The sequence below is a fragment of the Pseudomonas sp. 18.1.10 genome (genome assembly GCF_024655625.1).
In the GTDB taxonomy this organism is placed as follows: domain Bacteria; phylum Pseudomonadota; class Gammaproteobacteria; order Pseudomonadales; family Pseudomonadaceae; genus Aquipseudomonas.
On record NZ_JANLGL010000012.1, the window covers coordinates 25,998 to 42,396 of the forward strand.

At 58.0% G+C, this 16,399-nt stretch carries 14 protein-coding genes; 5 read left to right on the forward strand and 9 right to left on the reverse strand.

Features of this window, described 5'->3' with window-relative positions; all coding sequences use genetic code 11:
• Positions 1 to 91: 91 nt before the first annotated feature.
• From aceA to NUV89_RS03855, 8 genes are all read right to left on the reverse strand, one after another.
• A complete protein-coding gene (gene aceA, locus NUV89_RS03820; RefSeq protein ID WP_017737152.1) occupies positions 92 to 1,417 on the reverse strand; it encodes an isocitrate lyase in 1,326 nt (441 codons plus the stop codon).
• Positions 1,418 to 1,906: 489 nt separating this feature from the next.
• Positions 1,907 to 2,644: a secretin N-terminal domain-containing protein gene (locus tag NUV89_RS03825; RefSeq protein WP_257780351.1), complete on the reverse strand. Its 738-nt coding sequence runs from the start codon at positions 2,642 to 2,644 to the stop codon at positions 1,907 to 1,909.
• A 231-nt stretch (positions 2,645 to 2,875) separates the two neighbouring features.
• Entirely contained in the window at positions 2,876 to 3,298 is a 423-nt protein-coding gene (locus NUV89_RS03830; protein ID WP_257780352.1) for a GNAT family N-acetyltransferase, read from the reverse strand.
• Entirely contained in the window at positions 3,291 to 4,457 is a 1,167-nt protein-coding gene (locus NUV89_RS03835) for a cupin domain-containing protein (RefSeq protein ID WP_017737155.1), read from the reverse strand. Before NUV89_RS03835 ends, NUV89_RS03830 begins: the two co-directional genes overlap by 8 nt.
• A gap of 84 nt (positions 4,458 to 4,541) precedes the next feature.
• Positions 4,542 to 5,912 (reverse strand): adenylosuccinate lyase, encoded by a 1,371-nt coding sequence (purB, locus tag NUV89_RS03840; protein WP_017737156.1) that lies wholly within the window; start codon positions 5,910 to 5,912, stop codon positions 4,542 to 4,544.
• A gap of 124 nt (positions 5,913 to 6,036) precedes the next feature.
• Positions 6,037 to 6,660: a high frequency lysogenization protein HflD gene (hflD, locus tag NUV89_RS03845; RefSeq protein WP_017737157.1), complete on the reverse strand. Its 624-nt coding sequence runs from the start codon at positions 6,658 to 6,660 to the stop codon at positions 6,037 to 6,039.
• Positions 6,657 to 7,781 carry a tRNA 2-thiouridine(34) synthase MnmA gene (mnmA, locus tag NUV89_RS03850; protein ID WP_257780353.1) on the reverse strand — a complete coding sequence of 375 codons (1,125 nt, stop codon included), beginning with the start codon at positions 7,779 to 7,781 and terminating at the stop codon, positions 6,657 to 6,659. Before mnmA ends, hflD begins: the two co-directional genes overlap by 4 nt.
• A 59-nt stretch (positions 7,782 to 7,840) precedes the next feature.
• Complete coding sequence (locus NUV89_RS03855) at positions 7,841 to 8,287, reverse strand: NUDIX hydrolase (protein WP_257780354.1); 447 nt, start codon at positions 8,285 to 8,287, stop codon at positions 7,841 to 7,843.
• A 172-nt stretch (positions 8,288 to 8,459) separates the two neighbouring features.
• On the opposite strand from NUV89_RS03855, the gene NUV89_RS03860 reads away from it, so the two are divergent.
• The 5 genes from NUV89_RS03860 (at position 8,460) to NUV89_RS03880 (ending at position 14,101) form a co-directional block, all read left to right on the forward strand.
• Positions 8,460 to 9,437 carry a DMT family transporter gene (locus NUV89_RS03860; RefSeq protein ID WP_257780355.1) on the forward strand — a complete coding sequence of 326 codons (978 nt, stop codon included), beginning with the start codon at positions 8,460 to 8,462 and terminating at the stop codon, positions 9,435 to 9,437.
• Positions 9,438 to 9,476: 39 nt separating this feature from the next.
• Entirely contained in the window at positions 9,477 to 9,920 is a 444-nt protein-coding gene (locus NUV89_RS03865) for a cupin domain-containing protein (protein WP_257780356.1), read from the forward strand.
• Positions 9,917 to 11,440: an acyl CoA:acetate/3-ketoacid CoA transferase gene (locus NUV89_RS03870; RefSeq protein WP_257780357.1), complete on the forward strand. Its 1,524-nt coding sequence runs from the start codon at positions 9,917 to 9,919 to the stop codon at positions 11,438 to 11,440. The genes NUV89_RS03865 and NUV89_RS03870 overlap by 4 nt, the downstream gene beginning before the upstream one ends.
• 84 nt (positions 11,441 to 11,524) lie before the next feature.
• Positions 11,525 to 13,081: an FAD/NAD(P)-binding protein gene (locus tag NUV89_RS03875; protein ID WP_257780358.1), complete on the forward strand. Its 1,557-nt coding sequence runs from the start codon at positions 11,525 to 11,527 to the stop codon at positions 13,079 to 13,081.
• A gap of 141 nt (positions 13,082 to 13,222) precedes the next feature.
• Complete coding sequence (locus tag NUV89_RS03880) at positions 13,223 to 14,101, forward strand: LysR family transcriptional regulator (protein ID WP_257780359.1); 879 nt, start codon at positions 13,223 to 13,225, stop codon at positions 14,099 to 14,101.
• 61 nt (positions 14,102 to 14,162) lie between these two features.
• On the opposite strand, the gene NUV89_RS03885 is transcribed toward NUV89_RS03880, so the two are convergent.
• Positions 14,163 to 16,388, reverse strand: a complete 2,226-nt coding sequence (locus NUV89_RS03885) for an NADP-dependent isocitrate dehydrogenase (protein WP_257780360.1) — start codon at positions 16,386 to 16,388, stop codon at positions 14,163 to 14,165.
• Positions 16,389 to 16,399: the final 11 nt, after the last annotated feature.

A 16,399-nucleotide genomic window follows, 5' to 3' on the forward strand; every position in this document is an offset into this window, starting at 1 on the left:
AAAAAAACGCCCCGAACAGGTCGGGGCGTGATCTTTGTGCGGCACTGCGGTTAGGTCTTCCTTGGGGCCGCAGTGGCCGTGTACGCGGTGCTTAGTGGAACTGCTCTTCTTCCGTCGAACCGGTCAGCGCGGTCACGGACGAGGAGCCGCCCTGGATCACGGTGGTCATGTCGTCGAAGTAGCCGGTGCCCACTTCCTGCTGGTGCGCCACGAAGGTGTAGCCTTTGGCGGCGTCAGCGAATTCCTGCTCTTGCAGCTTCACGTAGGCAGTCATGTCGTTGCGGGCGTAGTCGTGCGCCAGGTTGAACATGCTGTGCCACATGTTGTGAATGCCGGCCAGGGTGATGAACTGGTGCTTGTAGCCCATGGCGGACAGTTCGCGCTGGAACTTGGCGATGGTCGCGTCGTCCAGGTTCTTCTTCCAGTTGAAGGAAGGCGAGCAGTTGTAGGACAGCAGTTGGTCCGGGTATTCCTTCTTGATCGCCTCGGCGAAGCGACGGGCTTCGTCCAGGTCTGGCTTGGCGGTTTCGCACCAGATCAGGTCGGCGTACGGCGCGTAGGCCAGGCCGCGGGCGATGGCCTGGTCGAGACCGGCGCGCACCTTGTAGAAACCTTCCTGGGTACGTTCGCCAGTGACGAACGGCTGGTCGTACGGATCGCAGTCCGAAGTCAGCAGGTCAGCCGCGTTGGCGTCGGTACGGGCCAGGATGATGGTCGGTGTACCGGCAACGTCAGCCGCCAAACGTGCAGCGGTGAGCTTCTGTACGGCTTCCTGGGTTGGCACCAATACCTTGCCGCCCATGTGGCCGCATTTCTTCACCGACGCCAGTTGGTCTTCGAAGTGCACGCCGGCAGCGCCTGCCTCGATCATGCTCTTCATCAGTTCGTAGGCGTTGAGTACGCCGCCGAAACCGGCTTCAGCGTCAGCCACGATTGGCGCGAAGTAGTCGATGTAGCCAGCGTCGCCTGGGTTCTTGCCGGCTTTCCATTGGATCTGGTCGGCACGACGGAACGAGTTGTTGATGCGCTTGACCACGGTTGGAACCGAATCCACCGGGTACAGCGATTGGTCGGGGTACATGGATTCAGCGGAGTTGTTGTCCGCTGCCACTTGCCAGCCGGACAGGTAGATCGCCTGGATGCCGGCTTTTACCTGTTGCACTGCCTGGCCGCCAGTGAGGGCGCCCATGCAGTTGACGAAATCTTTGTCGGGACGGAAGGACGGCTTGGCACCTTGGGTCACCAGGTTCCACAGCTTCTCGGCGCCGAGTTTTGCAAAGGTGTGCTCCGGTTGAACCGAGCCACGCAGGCGGACGACGTCAGCAGCGGAATAAGCGCGGGTCACGCCTTTCCAGCGTGGGTTTTCAGCCCAGTCTTTTTCGAGGGCTGCAATTTGCTGTTCGCGTGTCAGTGCCATGGGAGTAAACCTCGTCGCGTCTTGTTTAGAAGATCCGTTTTCCAGCCGTGCAATCGATGCGTGGGCAGGGCTGCTCGCTGACCAGAAGCTTAGGCGGTCATGTCGGGTTTGGCGGGGAATGCGACGGGATGAACGAGTGGCGAGAGGAGGAGTTGAGCAGGTAGGGGCGAACTGCGGGCGGTCTTCGGGCGTCGTGGGCCTTTGTACGATCCATCAGTGTGTAGCCGGGTTACCTGGTTAGCTTCCGTCCCTCGGGACAACTTCGTTCCAGTCGCAACCTCGTCAAACACACCTTGTGGGCGGTACAGACACGAATCGGCTCGGGTGGGTAGCTTGGAGCGCGATCCGAAGGCCCTTGCCAGGGCCCCTGATTAGCGGGAGCGAGGCCATCATGCCCATGCTTTTTTGGCTCGTCAAATGTTTTGTAGTGCTTATTTTCAAGCACTACATCTTTAGTCTAAGACGACTCATCAGTCAGTTTTTGGTGCTTCAGTTCAGGGTGTCGACCTTGACCCGCAAAGTCAGGTCGTCACGGCCCTGGGTAGAGTAGGTGCGGGTTCCAGACGATTTGTCGGTCTGGGTCTCGCGGTTGATGCCGGCCAGGGGGATCCATTCACCCAAGCGGCCGCTGACGGTTGTGTCGGTACTTTGCACGTTCACTACATCGGGACGTTCCTGGCTCATGCGGTCACGGTTGGTACTGATAGCCAGGTGAACGGTCTCGCCGGTGACGCTTGCCGTCACGTAAAAGCCCTGGGTCACGTTGCGGTATTGGGTCTGGTTTTGCGGGCGGCCGTAGGCGTCCGGCTGGGTGGTGGTCAGCGGAACGCTCTGGCCGACCTGGATCAGCGCAGGCACGCCTTCACTGGCCTGGATCTGCTGCACGCCGCCGTCGCGGCTGGCGGTGCCGTAGCTGATGATGCGGGTCTGGTTGTCGCCACTGTTCTGCTGGTTGTTCTCGTTGGTATCGACCGTAATCAGCAGGCGCTTGGCCGGGGTGTCGAGCTGCGCAAGCAGGGCGCGCAGGTCCTGGATCTTGGCGGGGGCGGCGTTGACAATAAGCTGGTTGCCATAGGCGCTGACGGTGCCGTCCTTGCCGATGAAGTTCTGCGCGACGGGCAGCAGGTCTGCGCTGGTGCGGTTGCTCAGGTTGACCACTTCGGTGTCGGCCATGGCCGAGACGCTAGTGGCCAGCAGGAGGGCGGTGAGCAGGGTGCGTAGGGACATGTCCGTTATCTCTGCGAGTCAGTTGGGCTTGATAGTGCCAGTTTGTCGGCCGGGCGGGGTGCTTGTTGAATCGTAGACGGCAAAATGCCCTGGCAGGGCAGGGCATTTGTGGTGCTGCTGAAATAGCTTTCGCGAGCAAGCCCGCTCCCACATTTGACTGAGTACATCCCTTGGAGTGCGGTCAAAATGTGGGAGCGGGCTTGCTCGCGAAAGGCGCGACGCGGTCTCGAATCAGTCCCCGCGCACCATATCAACATGCGGAATCCCGACTTCCAGGAATTCCTCACTGACGATCTTGAACCCCAACCGCTCATAAAACGGCGCCGCGTACACCTGCGCACTGAGAAACTGCTTGGCCTGGCCACGTTGCTCAGCCACGCCAATCACCGCTTCCATCAGCTTGTCGCCGACTTTAAGCCCGCGCCAATCCTTGAGCACCGACACGCGCCCGATCTCGCCGCTGGGCAGCAGGCGGGCGGTGCCTATCGGAAAGTCGCCTTCGAAGGCGAGGAAATGCACCGCATCAGCGTCGTCCGCGTCCCATTCCAGCTCAGGTGGAACCGATTGCTCAGCGATAAATACCGCTTCACGAATGCGCCGTATCTCGGCGATATCCTTTTGCCAGTCCGCGACACTTACGTGAATCTTATTCATCGGCAAACCCCAGGCTTCCTTGCTTGACCAGTTCGCACAGCAGATCGCGGCCGTCTTCGTCCGCCAGCCACGGGCCGAGGTTTTCGGCGTGCAGGGCGTCGGCGGCGCAGATCAGTTTCAGCAGTTCGCGCAACTTGCCCGGCAGGTAACGGCTCTGGCCGCTGGCGAACAGCAGCACGTCGTCGTCCACTTCCGACCAGGCCATGCGCGCGCTTGGGTTGCGCACCAGGATCGCGCCGTCTTGCAGGGCGCCGAGGAAGTCGTCCTCGCCCAGTTCTTCGCCGGCCACCAGTTCCGGGTAGCGTGGTTCGGTCATGAACTGGCCGAACCAGGTCAGCAGCATGCGCTCGTCGCTCATGTGCTCGGCCAGCAGGCTTTTCAGGCGGTCGAGGGCGTCGCTCTGGATCTGGTGCGGGTCGCTGACCGGCTGGGCGTCGGCGTCGGTGTAGCGTTCTTCGTCAGTCAGGTACTGGGCGAGGAAGTCGGTGAAGTGGGTCAGCACTTCGGCCGCGCTCGGTGCGCGGAAGCCTACGGAGTAGGTCATGCAGTCGTCTTCGGCGATACCGAAGTGGGCCAGGCGCGGCGGCAGGTAGAGCATGTCGCCCGGTTCCAGTACCCACTCGGCGCTTTCTTCGAATTCGGCAAGGATGCGCAGGTCCGCGTGCTGCAGCAGCGGGCTTTCGGAGTTGCACATCTGGCCGATCTTCCAGTTGCGCTTGCCTTGGGCTTGCAGCAGGAACACGTCGTAGTTGTCGAAGTGCGGGCCAACGCTGCCGCCCGGTGCGGCAAAGCTGATCATCACGTCGTCGATGCGCCAGCTTGGCAGGAAGCGGAACTGCTCCAGCAGCTCGGCGACTTCCGGCACGAACTGGTCGACGGCTTGTACCAGCAGGGTCCACTCGCGCTCAGGCAAGGCGCCGAAAGCATCTTCGGCGAACGGGCCGCGACGCAGCTCCCACGGACGTTCGCCGTGTTCGATCACCAGGCGCGACTCGACTTCTTCTTCCAGGGCCAGGCCGGCCAGTTCGTCGGCGTCGATCGGGCTTTCGAAATCGGGGATGGCCTGGCGGATCAGCAGCGGTTTTTTCTGCCAGTAGTCGCGCAGGAATTCCCGTGCCGTGATGCCGCCCAGAAGTTGAAGAGGGATGTCAGGATTCATGTGTAACCTATTGAAAGAAAGCACTTTTCAGACTGGAATAAAAACGCCCGGCGCGGCCGGGCGTCTCAAAGGGTCTTGCGATGATCAGATGCGCTTGGCTTGCTCTACAGCGTTGCCGATGTAGTTGGCCGGGGTGAGCAGTTTCAGCTCGGCCTTGGCCGCGGCTGGCATGTCCAGGCCGTCGATGAAAGTTTGCAGCGCCTCAGGGCTGATGCCCTTGCCGCGCGTCAATTCTTTCAGCTTCTCGTACGGGTTTTCGATGTTGTAGCGACGCATCACGGTCTGGATCGGCTCGGCCAGGACTTCCCAGCACGCGTCCAGGTCAGCGGCGATCTTCTGCGCGTTGAGCTCCAGCTTGCTGATGCCTTTGAGGCTGGCTTCGTACGCGATCACGCTGTGGGCAAAGCCCACGCCGAGGTTGCGCAGTACGGTGGAGTCGGTCAGGTCGCGCTGCCAGCGGGAGATCGGCAACTTGCTGGCCAGGTGCTGGAACAGGGCGTTGGCGATGCCGAGGTTGCCTTCGGAGTTTTCGAAGTCGATCGGGTTGACCTTGTGCGGCATGGTCGACGAACCGATTTCACCGGCAATGGTGCGCTGCTTGAAGTAGCCCAGGGAGATGTAGCCCCAGATATCGCGATCGAAGTCGATCAGGATGGTGTTGAAGCGCGCAATGGCGTCGAACAGCTCGGCGATGTAGTCGTGGGGTTCGATCTGCGTGGTGTACGGGTTGAAACCCAGGCCCAGCTCGTCTTCGATGAAGGCGCGGGCGTTTTCTTCCCAGTCGATTTCCGGGTAGGCGGAGAGGTGGGCGTTGTAGTTGCCCACGGCGCCGTTGATCTTGCCCAGCAGCGGGACGGCGGCGACCTGGGCGATCTGACGCTCCAGGCGGTACACCACGTTGGCCAGCTCTTTGCCCAGGGTGGTCGGCGAGGCCGGCTGACCGTGGGTGCGCGACAGCATCGGCACGTCGGCGAAGCGGATCGCCAGTTCGCGGATGGCGTTGGCGGTCTGGCGCATCAGCGGCAGCATCACGTCATCACGGCCTTCGCGCAGCATCAGGGCGTGGGACAGGTTGTTGATGTCCTCGCTGGTGCAGGCAAAGTGGATGAACTCGCTGACCTGGGCCAGTTCCGGCAGCTTGGCCGCTTGCTCTTTGAGCAGGTACTCGATGGCTTTGACGTCGTGGTTGGTGGTGCGCTCGATCTCTTTCACACGCTCGGCGTGCTCCAGGGAAAAGTTTTCCGCCAGGGTGTTGAGCACAGCGTTGGCTTCGGCGGAGAACGCCGGCACTTCGCTGATGGCGGGGTGAGCGGCCAGGCGCTGGAGCCAGCGCACTTCAACCAGAACACGAGCACGGATCAGGCCGTATTCGCTGAAAATAGGGCGCAGGGCCTGGGTTTTGCCGGCGTAGCGGCCGTCAACAGGGGAAACCGCAGTGAGCGAAGAGAGCTGCATGGGGTGTTCTCGGACAGTCGGGCAACGAAATGGGGCGCGTATCATACATGAAAAAATCCGCCGGTCCGTCGCCAACTGACCGGCGTATTACGCGTAACGCTTGAAAAAATGCGGTTGCTGCGACTTATTCGTTGCGCATCAACGGGTAAAGCTCTTTGAGTAATTTGCGCCGGCTGATGACCAGCTGCCAACGATGACCGCCCAACTGGCGCCACAACCGCGCCGAACGAATACCGGCCAGGAGCAGGGCGCGGATTTTCGAGGCGTTGTTCGGTTGTTGCAGGTTGCGCATGTCGCCGTGGACCTGGATCCGCTGGCGCAAGGTACTCAAGGTGTCCTGGTACAGCGCACCACAGGCGGCGATCACGTTTTCGTGGGCCGGGCCGAAGTGTTCCACCTGGGATTGAATCTGTGGCAGGCGCTTGCCGATGACTTCCAGCATGTCCTCGCGCTTGGCCAGTTGCCGCTCCAGGCCGAGCATCGACAGGGCATAGCGCAACGGCTCGCGCTGCAAGGTGCTGGGGTCGCGCTCCAGGGCGCCGATCAGCGCGCGGTAGCCTTCGCGCAGGGCGATATCGTCGCCGCCGTAGACTTCCAGGGTGTCCTTGGGGTCGCGGATCAGCAGGCTGCCGAGCATGCAGGTCAGGCCCGCCTCGGTGACTTGGCCGGTCTTGGCGATCTTGTCCACCAGGACGGCGGCGAGGAAAACCCCGCCCAATGCCGTCAATTGCTCCTGGGTCGGGCTCATGCCTTTTGGCTCCAGACTTGCGCGACTTCAATCACGCCGCCGCCCAGGCAGATTTCGCCGTCGTAGAACACCACGGACTGGCCGGGGGTGACTGCGCGTTGTGGATCATCAAAGGTGGCGCGGTAGCCGGTAGCGGTCTTTTCCAGCGTGCACGGCTGGTCGCTCTGGCGGTAGCGCACCTTGGCCGTCAGGCGGCGCGGGGTGCTCAGGTCGATCGGATTGACCCAATAGATTTCCGAAGCCAGCAGGGCGCCGGAGAACAGCAATGGGTGCTCGTTGCCCTGGCCGACGATCAGCTCGTTGTTTTCCAGGTCCTTGACCAGCACGTACCACGGCTCTTCACCGGCGTCTTTCAAGCCGCCGATGCCCAGGCCCTGGCGCTGGCCGATGGTGTGGTACATCAGGCCATGGTGGCGGCCGATGACTTCACCGTCGGTGGTCTTGATTTCGCCCGGTTGTGCCGGCAGGTATTGCTTGAGGAAGTCGCTGAAGCGGCGTTCACCGATAAAGCAGATTCCCGTGGAATCTTTCTTCTTGGCCGTGGCCAAGCCGTGTTGCTCGGCAATCTTGCGCACTTCGGGCTTTTCCAGCTCGCCCACCGGGAACAGGGTCTTGGCGATCTGTTCACCGCCGACGGCGTGCAGGAAGTAGCTCTGGTCTTTGTTCGGGTCCAGGCCCTTGAGCAGTTCGGTGCGGCCATCGATGTCGCGGCGGCGCACGTAGTGGCCGGTGGCAATCAGGTCGGCGCCGAGCATCATGGCGTAGTCGAGGAACGCCTTGAACTTGATCTCGCGGTTGCACAGGATGTCCGGGTTCGGCGTGCGGCCGGCCTTGTACTCGGCCAGGAAGTGCTCGAACACGTTGTCCCAGTACTCGGCGGCAAAGTTGGCGGTGTGCAGCTTGATACCGATCTTGTCGCACACGGCCTGGGCGTCCGCCAGGTCGTCCATGGCGGTGCAATATTCCGTTCCATCGTCTTCTTCCCAGTTCTTCATGAACAGGCCTTCCACCTCATAACCCTGCTCCATGAGCAGAACGGCGGAAACGGAAGAATCCACGCCGCCGGACATGCCGACGATGACGCGCTTCTTTTGTGTGTCAGAAGGGGCTGGATCACGCATAGGGTTTCAACGGGTGTCTTGAAAAAGGACGCGATTCTATCAGGCTCGGGCCTTCAAGGCTAAAGAGAAGGGCGGATCAATTCGAGGCTGTGGCGCTGGCCGGCCAAATAATCATCGATGCAACGGATAATCAGCTCGCTGCGCCAGTCTTCGCGCACGGCCAGCAACTCGTCACGGGTCAGCCAGCGGGCGCGGATGATGCCTTCGTCGAGTGGGGAGTCAGGGTGGTGTTTCAGGGCCTTGGCGATGAAGCAAACCCGTTGATAGGTCACGCCATTGCTCGGGGCGGTGTAAAGGTAAATGCCGACGATACCGGTGGCTTCGACGTCCCAGCCGGTTTCCTCGAGGGTTTCGCGGATGGCGGCTTCGGTGAGGGTTTCATGCGGGTCGAGGTGGCCGGCGGGCTGGTTGAGCACGGCGCGGCCGCCTTTGAGTTCTTCGACCATGAGGAAGCGGCCGTTGTCTTCGACAATGGTGGCGACGGTGATGTGGGGTTGCCAGGTCATAAGCGGCCTCAAAGATGATGTGGCTGGAGAAACTCGGTCAAATGTGGGAGCTGGCTTGCCTGCGATGGCTGTCTGTCAGTTGGCACAGTTGCAACTGACCCACCGCTATCGCAGGCAAGCCAGCTCCCACATTTGATTGGGTTTCTTCAGTGAGTCTGCATAAGCAATCTGCATGATGAGCCTGACATTTTATGATTTTACGGATGCCAGGGCGTGGCGCAGTTTACCTCTTCAAGTCAATTTGGAGAGTGTCATGAGTCCGGTTGCCCACAAAAGCTACGAAGTACGTCTCACCTCGCCGCTACCCATTGCCTTCATTCTGCTGTGGAGCTCCGGTTACATCGGCGGCGCGTTCGGCGTCCGTTATGGCGAGCCGTTCACCATGACGTTCTACCGATTTGCCCTGGCGGCGCTGGTTTTCCTGGGAGTTGCACTTGCGATTAAAGCTGAATGGCCGAAAAAGCTGACGCCTTACCTCCACGCTGCTGCAGTTGGGCTGCTTCTGCAGGCGTTACAGTTCGGTGGCTTGTACACCGGCATTAGTCAGGGCGTTCCAGCAGGGCAAGCCGCCTTGATTGTTGGGTTGATGCCGGTATTTGTCGTGATCGGTGCTTATTGCTTTTTAGGTGAGCAATTGAGTTGGCGCGACCTACCGGGGTCCATCCTGGGTGTCGGCGGTGTGGTCATTGTCGTAGCCAGCAGCCTTTCCGGCTCCGAGGCGTCATTAGGCGGGTACGGCGCAGTGGGCCTGGCGTTGTTGGGTATCACGCTCGGCACGCTCTATCAGAAGCGCTTTCTTGGTGGCGTTAACCTATGGGTGGGCTGCTTCATTCAGATGGTTGTCGCGTCGCTGGTTATGTTGCTTCTGGCCTACACCACCGAAACCATGCGCGTGACTGAATGGGCACCATTTGCAGCATCGGTAGCCTGGATCACGTTGATGAATTCAGTTGGGGCGCTGACGCTGCTGTATTTGATGATTCGACGGGGTGAGGCCAGTAAGGCGACTAACTTGTTTCATGTTATTCCGGCGGTCACACAGATTATGGCGTCGCTAGTGTTGGGGGAAGTGCCGAGTACGGTTGCGATTGTGGGGTTTGTTGTTTCGGCGGTTGGGGTTTATTTGATGAATCATGCCCGCGCTAAATGATTGATAAACAGTTCATTCGTGACAAGCCGGAGAACGGTCATGCATACGATAGGCAGTGGCGAAATATTTGACATTCAGATGAGTAAGCTAGGCGGTGGATTATCTACCGACGATCTTGAGAATTTAAAGTTTGAGCCTTATCAAATTGATGGTCGCGAGGGCGTTTCGATATTTTATCTGTATGACGCTCGGCAAAATGCGCAAGGGCCCGCCGCAGCGTTGGTCCGTTACAATGCGGGGGCCTTTACCCCAAGACATATGCACTTGGGCTGGGAGTTGGTTTTAGTATTAAAGGGTGAGCTGCTTGATGATAGGGGGCTTCATGCAGAGGGCGTGTTGCAGATTTATCCACCCGGTTCTTCGCATGAACTCTGTTCGATGACAGGTTGTACATTCCTGGTTGTTTGGGAGCAACCCGTTCAGGTTGTTACGTCACCAGAGGACAGTGCAGGCGCTGCTTCAACTCATGAGGCCGACATATGAAAGTCATTAGCGAGCAACAAGCTGCGGACTTGATCGAAGACGGTTGGACAATCATCCCCGGTGGTTTTGGAAGTTGCGGGCATCCAGATGGTCTCACGCACGCAATCAGTGAACGTTTCAAGCGCGAAGGGCGGCCGCGCCAAATTGGTCTGCTATTTGCTTCGGCCTCTGGGGATCTTGAGGGGCGAGGTGTCGATCTATTTGCTAAGCCGGGGCTCGTGGCCAGGGCGATTGGCGGTTTTTGGGGGTTGGTTCCGCGACTGGGTGAGATGGCGCGGCGCGGCGAAATAGAGGCGCATAACTGGCCGCAGGGTGTTATCAGCCAGCTCTTTCGTGCCATCGCAGCCAAAAAGCCCGGGGTAATATCGAGCATCGGGCTGAATACTTTCGTTGATCCTAATAATGAAGGGGGCTGTTTGAATGATCGAGGGCGCGGTCCGCTTGTTCAAAGAGTTGATGTCGCGGGGGCGACAACACTTTTCTATCCCGCGCTTGACGTTAATTGTGCGTTGTTGAGAGGTACCTGTTGCGATCCTGATGGAAATATCTCAATGGAGAGGGAGGTTTCTTATAGTGACTCACTCGCGCAGGCTATGGCTGTTAAAAATTGCGGCGGCACCGTAATCGTGCAAGTTGAAGCCTTGGTAGGGCGGCATGAGATAGAGCCACAACATGTAAAAATTCCAGGTGTGTTAGTAGACTACGTCACCGTGTCTTGCCCCGGAGAACATCCTCAAACCTATGCCGAAGTCTATAATTCCGAATTCATATGTCCGGGAGTTCAGACACCTGATAGGGGGGCAATATCCTGTGCCGAGCGGATTATTGCCAAGCGCGCGCTACAGGAAATTCGCCAGCAGAACGCTCAAGTAGTCAATCTCGGTATTGGTATGCCCACGGTTATTGGTCGAGTGGCTGAAGAGAATGGTAGTCCGGGGAGCGAGGTCTTTACTGTTGAGTCTGGAGTTGTGGGTGGTAGGCCTGCTTTCGGATTGTCGTTTGGAGCCAGCTATCGACCGAGTGCTGTGATCGAGCAGGCAGCCTTGTTTGATTTTTATGAAGGCGGCGGCATTGATGTGGCGTGCTTGGGTTTTGCTGAAGTTGATGCCGCTGGCAATGTCAATGTCTCGCAGTTTGGCAGCAAGTTGCAGGGCGCTGGCGGTTTTATAAACATCTCACAGTCTGCGCGCTTCATTATATTTTGCGGAACTTTAACCGCTGCTGGGCTGAATGTCGAAATGGGTCCAGAGGGGCTGCAAATTGTCCAGGAAGGGCGCATCAAGAAGTTTGTACGCCATGTTTCGCACCTGACATTTAACGGAGGCTACGCTAAGTTGTTGCGTCAGCGCGTAATGTTTGTGACGGAGCGCGCTGTTTTTTCGTTGCGTAATGGAGTTATTTATTTGGATGAGGTCGCGCCAGGTATTGATATCGCGCGGGATATTGTGCCGTGTATCGAAGGCGGATTTGTTGTCTCGGCTAATTGCAAGCGCATGAAGGGCGATGTTTTTTTAATTTAGCTTTGCGGGTTGTTGTGGGGTTTGAAGTTGGATGGCGTTGTGAGGTGTTAGCGGGGTGATCAATTCGATTTAAGGGAGGCTGTTATGTCAAATAACGTGATTACAATCATCGGCGGTGGCGCATCGAGCGTTGCGTTTATCTATTCGTTGTTGGAGGGGCTCGGCAGGGCGGGTTGTTACTCGAGTGTCTCTTTGTTTTTAATTGACAGGCAGTCTCAATGTGGGCGGGGGCTCGCCTATTCAGAGGACTGCATCACGAATCTTTTAAATACTCGGGCTGAGTTCATTTCGCCTTTCGCCGATCAGCCTGGGCATTTCTATAAATGGTTATCGAATAATCGGGAGGTTTGGGAGGATGACTTTCCAGGTGTTGAATTATTGCCTCAGTCCTTTCTACCTCGGCCGCTGTTTGGGCTTTATCTTGCGCATATGATTCGGTGGTTGGTTAATAGGGCAGTGGCACTTGGTTGTCAATTGATTCAGGTTCATGATGAGGCGGTCAGCCTGAGTTTTGCGCACGACGGGAAAGTGGTGGTTTTAACCAGAGGAAATCTTTCCTTTCCAAGTGATCACGTGGTACTCAGTTGCGGTAATGCCCGAAGTCTGGAGTATCGGCATCTGGAGGCTTCAGAGGGTTTTTTCAACAGTCCTTACCCTCTAAGGCGTACATGTCGCTTGATTCCAAAGCATGCAAGTGTGGCCATTGTTGGCTCAAGGCTCAGTGCCATCGATACATTGATCGGGCTCACCACTAATGGGCACGTGGGGCCAATCACATTGCATTCGCGTACCGGTGCGTTGCCCTATGTTCGTGGGACCCAGGCACGCTATAAGCCGAAAATTCTGACGCCTGAGACGGTCAAGTCTTGCATTTCTAGGTGTGGGGTGGTCCGACTTGAAGATGTGATGCGTTGGACGTTGCAGGAGTTGGCTTTCGGTGGAGAGGCAATTGGCGCCATTGATTGGTCATCCAAGTGCGCCCAGAAGCCTGCTATTGAGTTCCTGGGCGATGAAATCGAACAGGCACAATATCCCAGATTTTGGCAGTCAGTACTTTATTCTACCAATGCGGTACTTGATTTGATTTGGCCAGCAATGCCTGATGAGGACAGGCGAAGATTTTTAGGTTATTCAAGTTGGTGGATGATCTACCGCGTTTCCATTCCGGTTGAGAATGCAGTAAAAATAAAGGTGTTACTTGAGGCGGAACAATTGTCGATCCTCAAGGGTGAGCTTAAAGCGGTGGAGTGTGACGGGAGGTTTACCTTGGTAGTAGATGATTGTTCAGGTATTCGTCGCTGCGAGTATGACGCAGTGGTTATTGCGACTGGTACGCCTCGTGACGTCAAAATGTTCGACAACCCTATTGTGCAAAATATGCTTCATCAGGGCCTCGCCAGTGTTGATCCCTTCGGGGGTGTCAGGGTTTCTGCTGAAACAGGCGGACTGATTAAACAGCTAGGTTATGTGGACGACAGAATTACAGTGTTAGGTGAGCTCACGAGCGGCGCATTCTTTTTTACCAGTGCGTTGGAAATCAATTCCCGTCATTCGGCGAGGCGAGCTAACGACGTCCTATCGAGGCTGTCACTTGTTCGTGATGGAGGTTCCTGCAGTTCAGGGTCGCGTTTGTTTGCATAGGGTGTAGGAGGAATTACAGGAGTACACGTTAAGTTTGATCTTCCTACGCGAGTAACATCTCTACCTAGCCGAACAGTCAGTTGTAAGTGCCGCAGGGAATTGCCACACTCCGAAGCGTTATTCCTCGGTGGGTGGTGTGTCATGAGGGTCAATCTTGATGTTCAGTCCTTGCGCAGTTTTATCAAGGTGGGTGAAACCAAAAGCTTTACGCGCGCTGCGCAAGCATTGAGTTTGACTCAGCCCGCGATCAGTCAGCAGATCAGGCGTCTCGAGGACTTGCTGGGTGTCGAGCTCTTCGTAAGGGAAAGGCGTCAGGTGCTGCTCACCCTGGATGGGGAAAAGCTATTTGGCTACGCCAAGGATATTGTTGCTTGCAACGACAAGATAGGCGGGCTGTTTGAAAAGGAAAAAAGAAGAGAAACAGTCGTACTGGGTATGCCTGAGCATTTTTGTGAACGTGTGCTACCGCATATCATTTCCAATATGGCCATCCAGTTTCCATCTACGCAGATGGTGGTAAAGGTCGCAAGGTCTGGCGTGTTGTTGGAGGCCGTAAATGACGGTGAGATCGACTTATGTCTGGTTATAGATGATCTGGGTGTTGCGAGCGAGCCGCCTTGGCATACGTTATCGGTTAAATGGTTTGGCAGTGCGCAGGTCGGCTTAGGCGATGATTTGAAAGATGTGCCCTTGGTGTTGTTCAAGCCCCCTTGTGGATTCCGCAGTTTGGCGATCAGGAGTCTTGAGGCGTGCGGGCTAAAATGGCACTGCGTCTATGAATCGGAAGACTTGATGTCATTGCGCTCTGCGGTGCAAGCGGGTGTGGGGGTGACGTTGCTGCCTTATGTTGCGCAGGTGCTGGGTTTGAGAAGCCTCGAGGGTGTTTCCAGTCTGCCGAGGCTGCCCGAGTTTGCCGTGATGCTAAGGGAGCGAGCTGGTTGGAATCCCGACTGTCGTCAGCAGATGCTGGACTTGATCCGCACAGCATGGGCTTCTGAGTATATCGATGGTCCACTTTGATTAAGGCCTGAAAACACAAACCCCGGCACATGGCCGGGGTTTGTGGTCTCACCTTACAACCTTACTTCAACTTGGCAATCGCCGCATTGAGGGTGTTGCTCGGGCGCATCGCCTTGCTGGTCAGCTCCGGGCTCGGCGCGTAGTAGCCGCCGATGTCCACTGGCTTGCCCTGTACGGCGTTGAGCTCGGCAACGATGGTCGCTTCGTTCGCGGTCAGGGTTTCGGCCAGTTCGCCGAACTGCGCTTGCAGTGCAGTGTCTTCAGTCTGGGCAGCCAGGGCTTGTGCCCAGTACAGCGCCAGGTAGAAGTGGCTGCCGCGGTTGTCGATGTTGCCGACTTTGCGCGATGGCGACTTGTTGTTGTCGAGGAACTGGCCAGTGGCCTGGTCCAGGGTCTTGGACAGTACCAGGGCTTTCGGGTTGTTGTATGTCACACCCAAATGCTCAAGGGAGGCCGCCAGGGCCAGGAACTCGCCCAGGGAATCCCAGCGCAGGAAGTTTTCTTCCACCAGTTGCTGCACGTGCTTCGGAGCCGAACCACCGGCGCCGGTTTCGAACAGGCCGCCGCCGTTCATCAGCGGCACGATGGACAGCATCTTGGCGCTGGTGCCCAGTTCCATGATCGGGAACAGGTCGGTCAGGTAGTCGCGCAGTACGTTGCCGGTCACCGAGATGGTGTCCAGGCCCTTGCGGGTGCGCTCCAGGGTGAACTTCATCGCGTCGACCGGGGCCATGATGCGGATGTCCAGGCCTTCGGTGTTGTGGTCTTTCAGGTAGGCCTGAACTTTCTCGACCACGACGCCGTCGTGTGCGCGCTTAGGGTCCAGCCAGAAGATGGCTGGGGTGTTGCTGGCGCGGGCGCGGTTGACGGCCAGTTTGACCCAGTCCTGGATCGGCGCGTCTTTGGTCTGGCACATGCGGAAGATGTCGCCGGCTTCGACGTTCTGTTCCATCAGCAGGTTGCCCTTGCTGTCGGTGACGCGGACGACGCCGTCAGCCTTGATCTGGAAGGTCTTGTCGTGGGAGCCGTACTCTTCGGCTTTCTTCGCCATCAGGCCAACGTTTGGCACGCTGCCCATGGTGGTTGGATCGAACGCGCCATTGGCCTTGCAGTCTTCGATGACGGCTTGGTAGATGGTGGCGTAGCAGCGATCCGGGATCACGGCCTTGGTGTCGTGCAGCTGGCCGTCGGTGCCCCACATCTTGCCGGAGTCACGGATCATGGCGGGCATCGAGGCGTCGACGATGACGTCGCTCGGCACGTGCAGGTTGGTGATGCCTTTGTCGGAGTTGACCATCGCCAGGGAAGGGCGAGCGGCGTAGACCGCCTGGATGTCAGCTTCGATCTGCGCTTGCTGGTCGGCCGGCAGGGCCTTGATGCGAGCGTACAGGTCGCCGATGCCGTTGTTCAGGTTGAAGCCGATCTGCTCCAGCACGACAGCGTGCTTGGCCAGGGCGTCTTTATAGAACTCGGCAACGATCTGGCCGAACATGATCGGGTCGGAGACCTTCATCATGGTGGCTTTAAGGTGAACCGACAGCAGCACGCCTTGTTGCTTGGCGTCTTCGATTTCAGCGGCGATGAACGCGCGCAGGGCTTTTTTGCTCAGTACGGCGGTGTCGATGATTTCGCCGGCCTGTACCGAAGTCTTTTCCTTCAGGACAGTGGTGGTGCCGTCTTTGGCGATCAGTTCGATCTTCACGGCATCAGCGGCTTCGATTTGTACGGCTTTTTCGCTGCCGTAGAAGTCGCCGTTGTTCATGTGCGCGATGTGCGACTTGGAGTCAGCAGCCCAGGCGCCCATCTTGTGCGGGTGCTTGCGTGCGTAGTTCTTGACCGACAGCGGTGCGCGGCGGTCGGAGTTGCCTTCGCGCAGTACCGGGTTCACGGCGCTGCCCTTGACCTTGTCGTAACGTGCACGGGTTTCTTTTTCCGCGTCGGTGGTTACGGTTTCCGGGTAGTCCGGCAGGGCGTAGCCCTGGGCCTGCAGTTCCTTGATCGCGGCTTGCAGCTGCGGGGTCGAGGCGCTGATGTTAGGCAGCTTGATGATGTTGGCTTCAGGCGTAACGGCCAGGTCGCCCAGTTCGGCGAGGTGGTCCGGGATAGCCTTGGTGCCCAGTTGCTCGGGGAAGCTTGCGAGGATGCGCGCGGCGAGGGAGATGTCGCGGGTTTCCACGGCAATATCAGCGGAAGCGGTGAAGGCCTCTACGATAGGCAGCAGTGAATAGGTGGCGAGGGCCGGGGCTTCGTCGGTGAAGGTGTAGATGATCTTCGAGCGGGTGGGCATATTCGGATTAA

Coding starts and splice junctions, on each gene's coding strand:
- aceA (WP_017737152.1), bottom strand. CDS start 1,417: ATGGCACTGACACGCGAACAGCAAATTGCAGCCCTCGAAAAAGACTGG.
- mnmA (WP_257780353.1), bottom strand. CDS start 7,781: ATGCGTGATCCAGCCCCTTCTGACACACAAAAGAAGCGCGTCATCGTC.
- purB (WP_017737156.1), bottom strand. CDS start 5,912: ATGCAGCTCTCTTCGCTCACTGCGGTTTCCCCTGTTGACGGCCGCTAC.
- NUV89_RS03885 (WP_257780360.1), bottom strand. CDS start 16,388: ATGCCCACCCGCTCGAAGATCATCTACACCTTCACCGACGAAGCCCCG.
- NUV89_RS03830 (WP_257780352.1), bottom strand. CDS start 3,298: ATGAATAAGATTCACGTAAGTGTCGCGGACTGGCAAAAGGATATCGCC.
- NUV89_RS03825 (WP_257780351.1), bottom strand. CDS start 2,644: ATGTCCCTACGCACCCTGCTCACCGCCCTCCTGCTGGCCACTAGCGTC.
- NUV89_RS03870 (WP_257780357.1), top strand. CDS start 9,917: ATGAAAGTCATTAGCGAGCAACAAGCTGCGGACTTGATCGAAGACGGT.
- NUV89_RS03835 (WP_017737155.1), bottom strand. CDS start 4,457: ATGAATCCTGACATCCCTCTTCAACTTCTGGGCGGCATCACGGCACGG.
- NUV89_RS03855 (WP_257780354.1), bottom strand. CDS start 8,287: ATGACCTGGCAACCCCACATCACCGTCGCCACCATTGTCGAAGACAAC.
- hflD (WP_017737157.1), bottom strand. CDS start 6,660: ATGAGCCCGACCCAGGAGCAATTGACGGCATTGGGCGGGGTTTTCCTC.
- NUV89_RS03865 (WP_257780356.1), top strand. CDS start 9,477: ATGCATACGATAGGCAGTGGCGAAATATTTGACATTCAGATGAGTAAG.
- NUV89_RS03880 (WP_257780359.1), top strand. CDS start 13,223: ATGAGGGTCAATCTTGATGTTCAGTCCTTGCGCAGTTTTATCAAGGTG.
- NUV89_RS03875 (WP_257780358.1), top strand. CDS start 11,525: ATGTCAAATAACGTGATTACAATCATCGGCGGTGGCGCATCGAGCGTT.
- NUV89_RS03860 (WP_257780355.1), top strand. CDS start 8,460: ATGATGAGCCTGACATTTTATGATTTTACGGATGCCAGGGCGTGGCGC.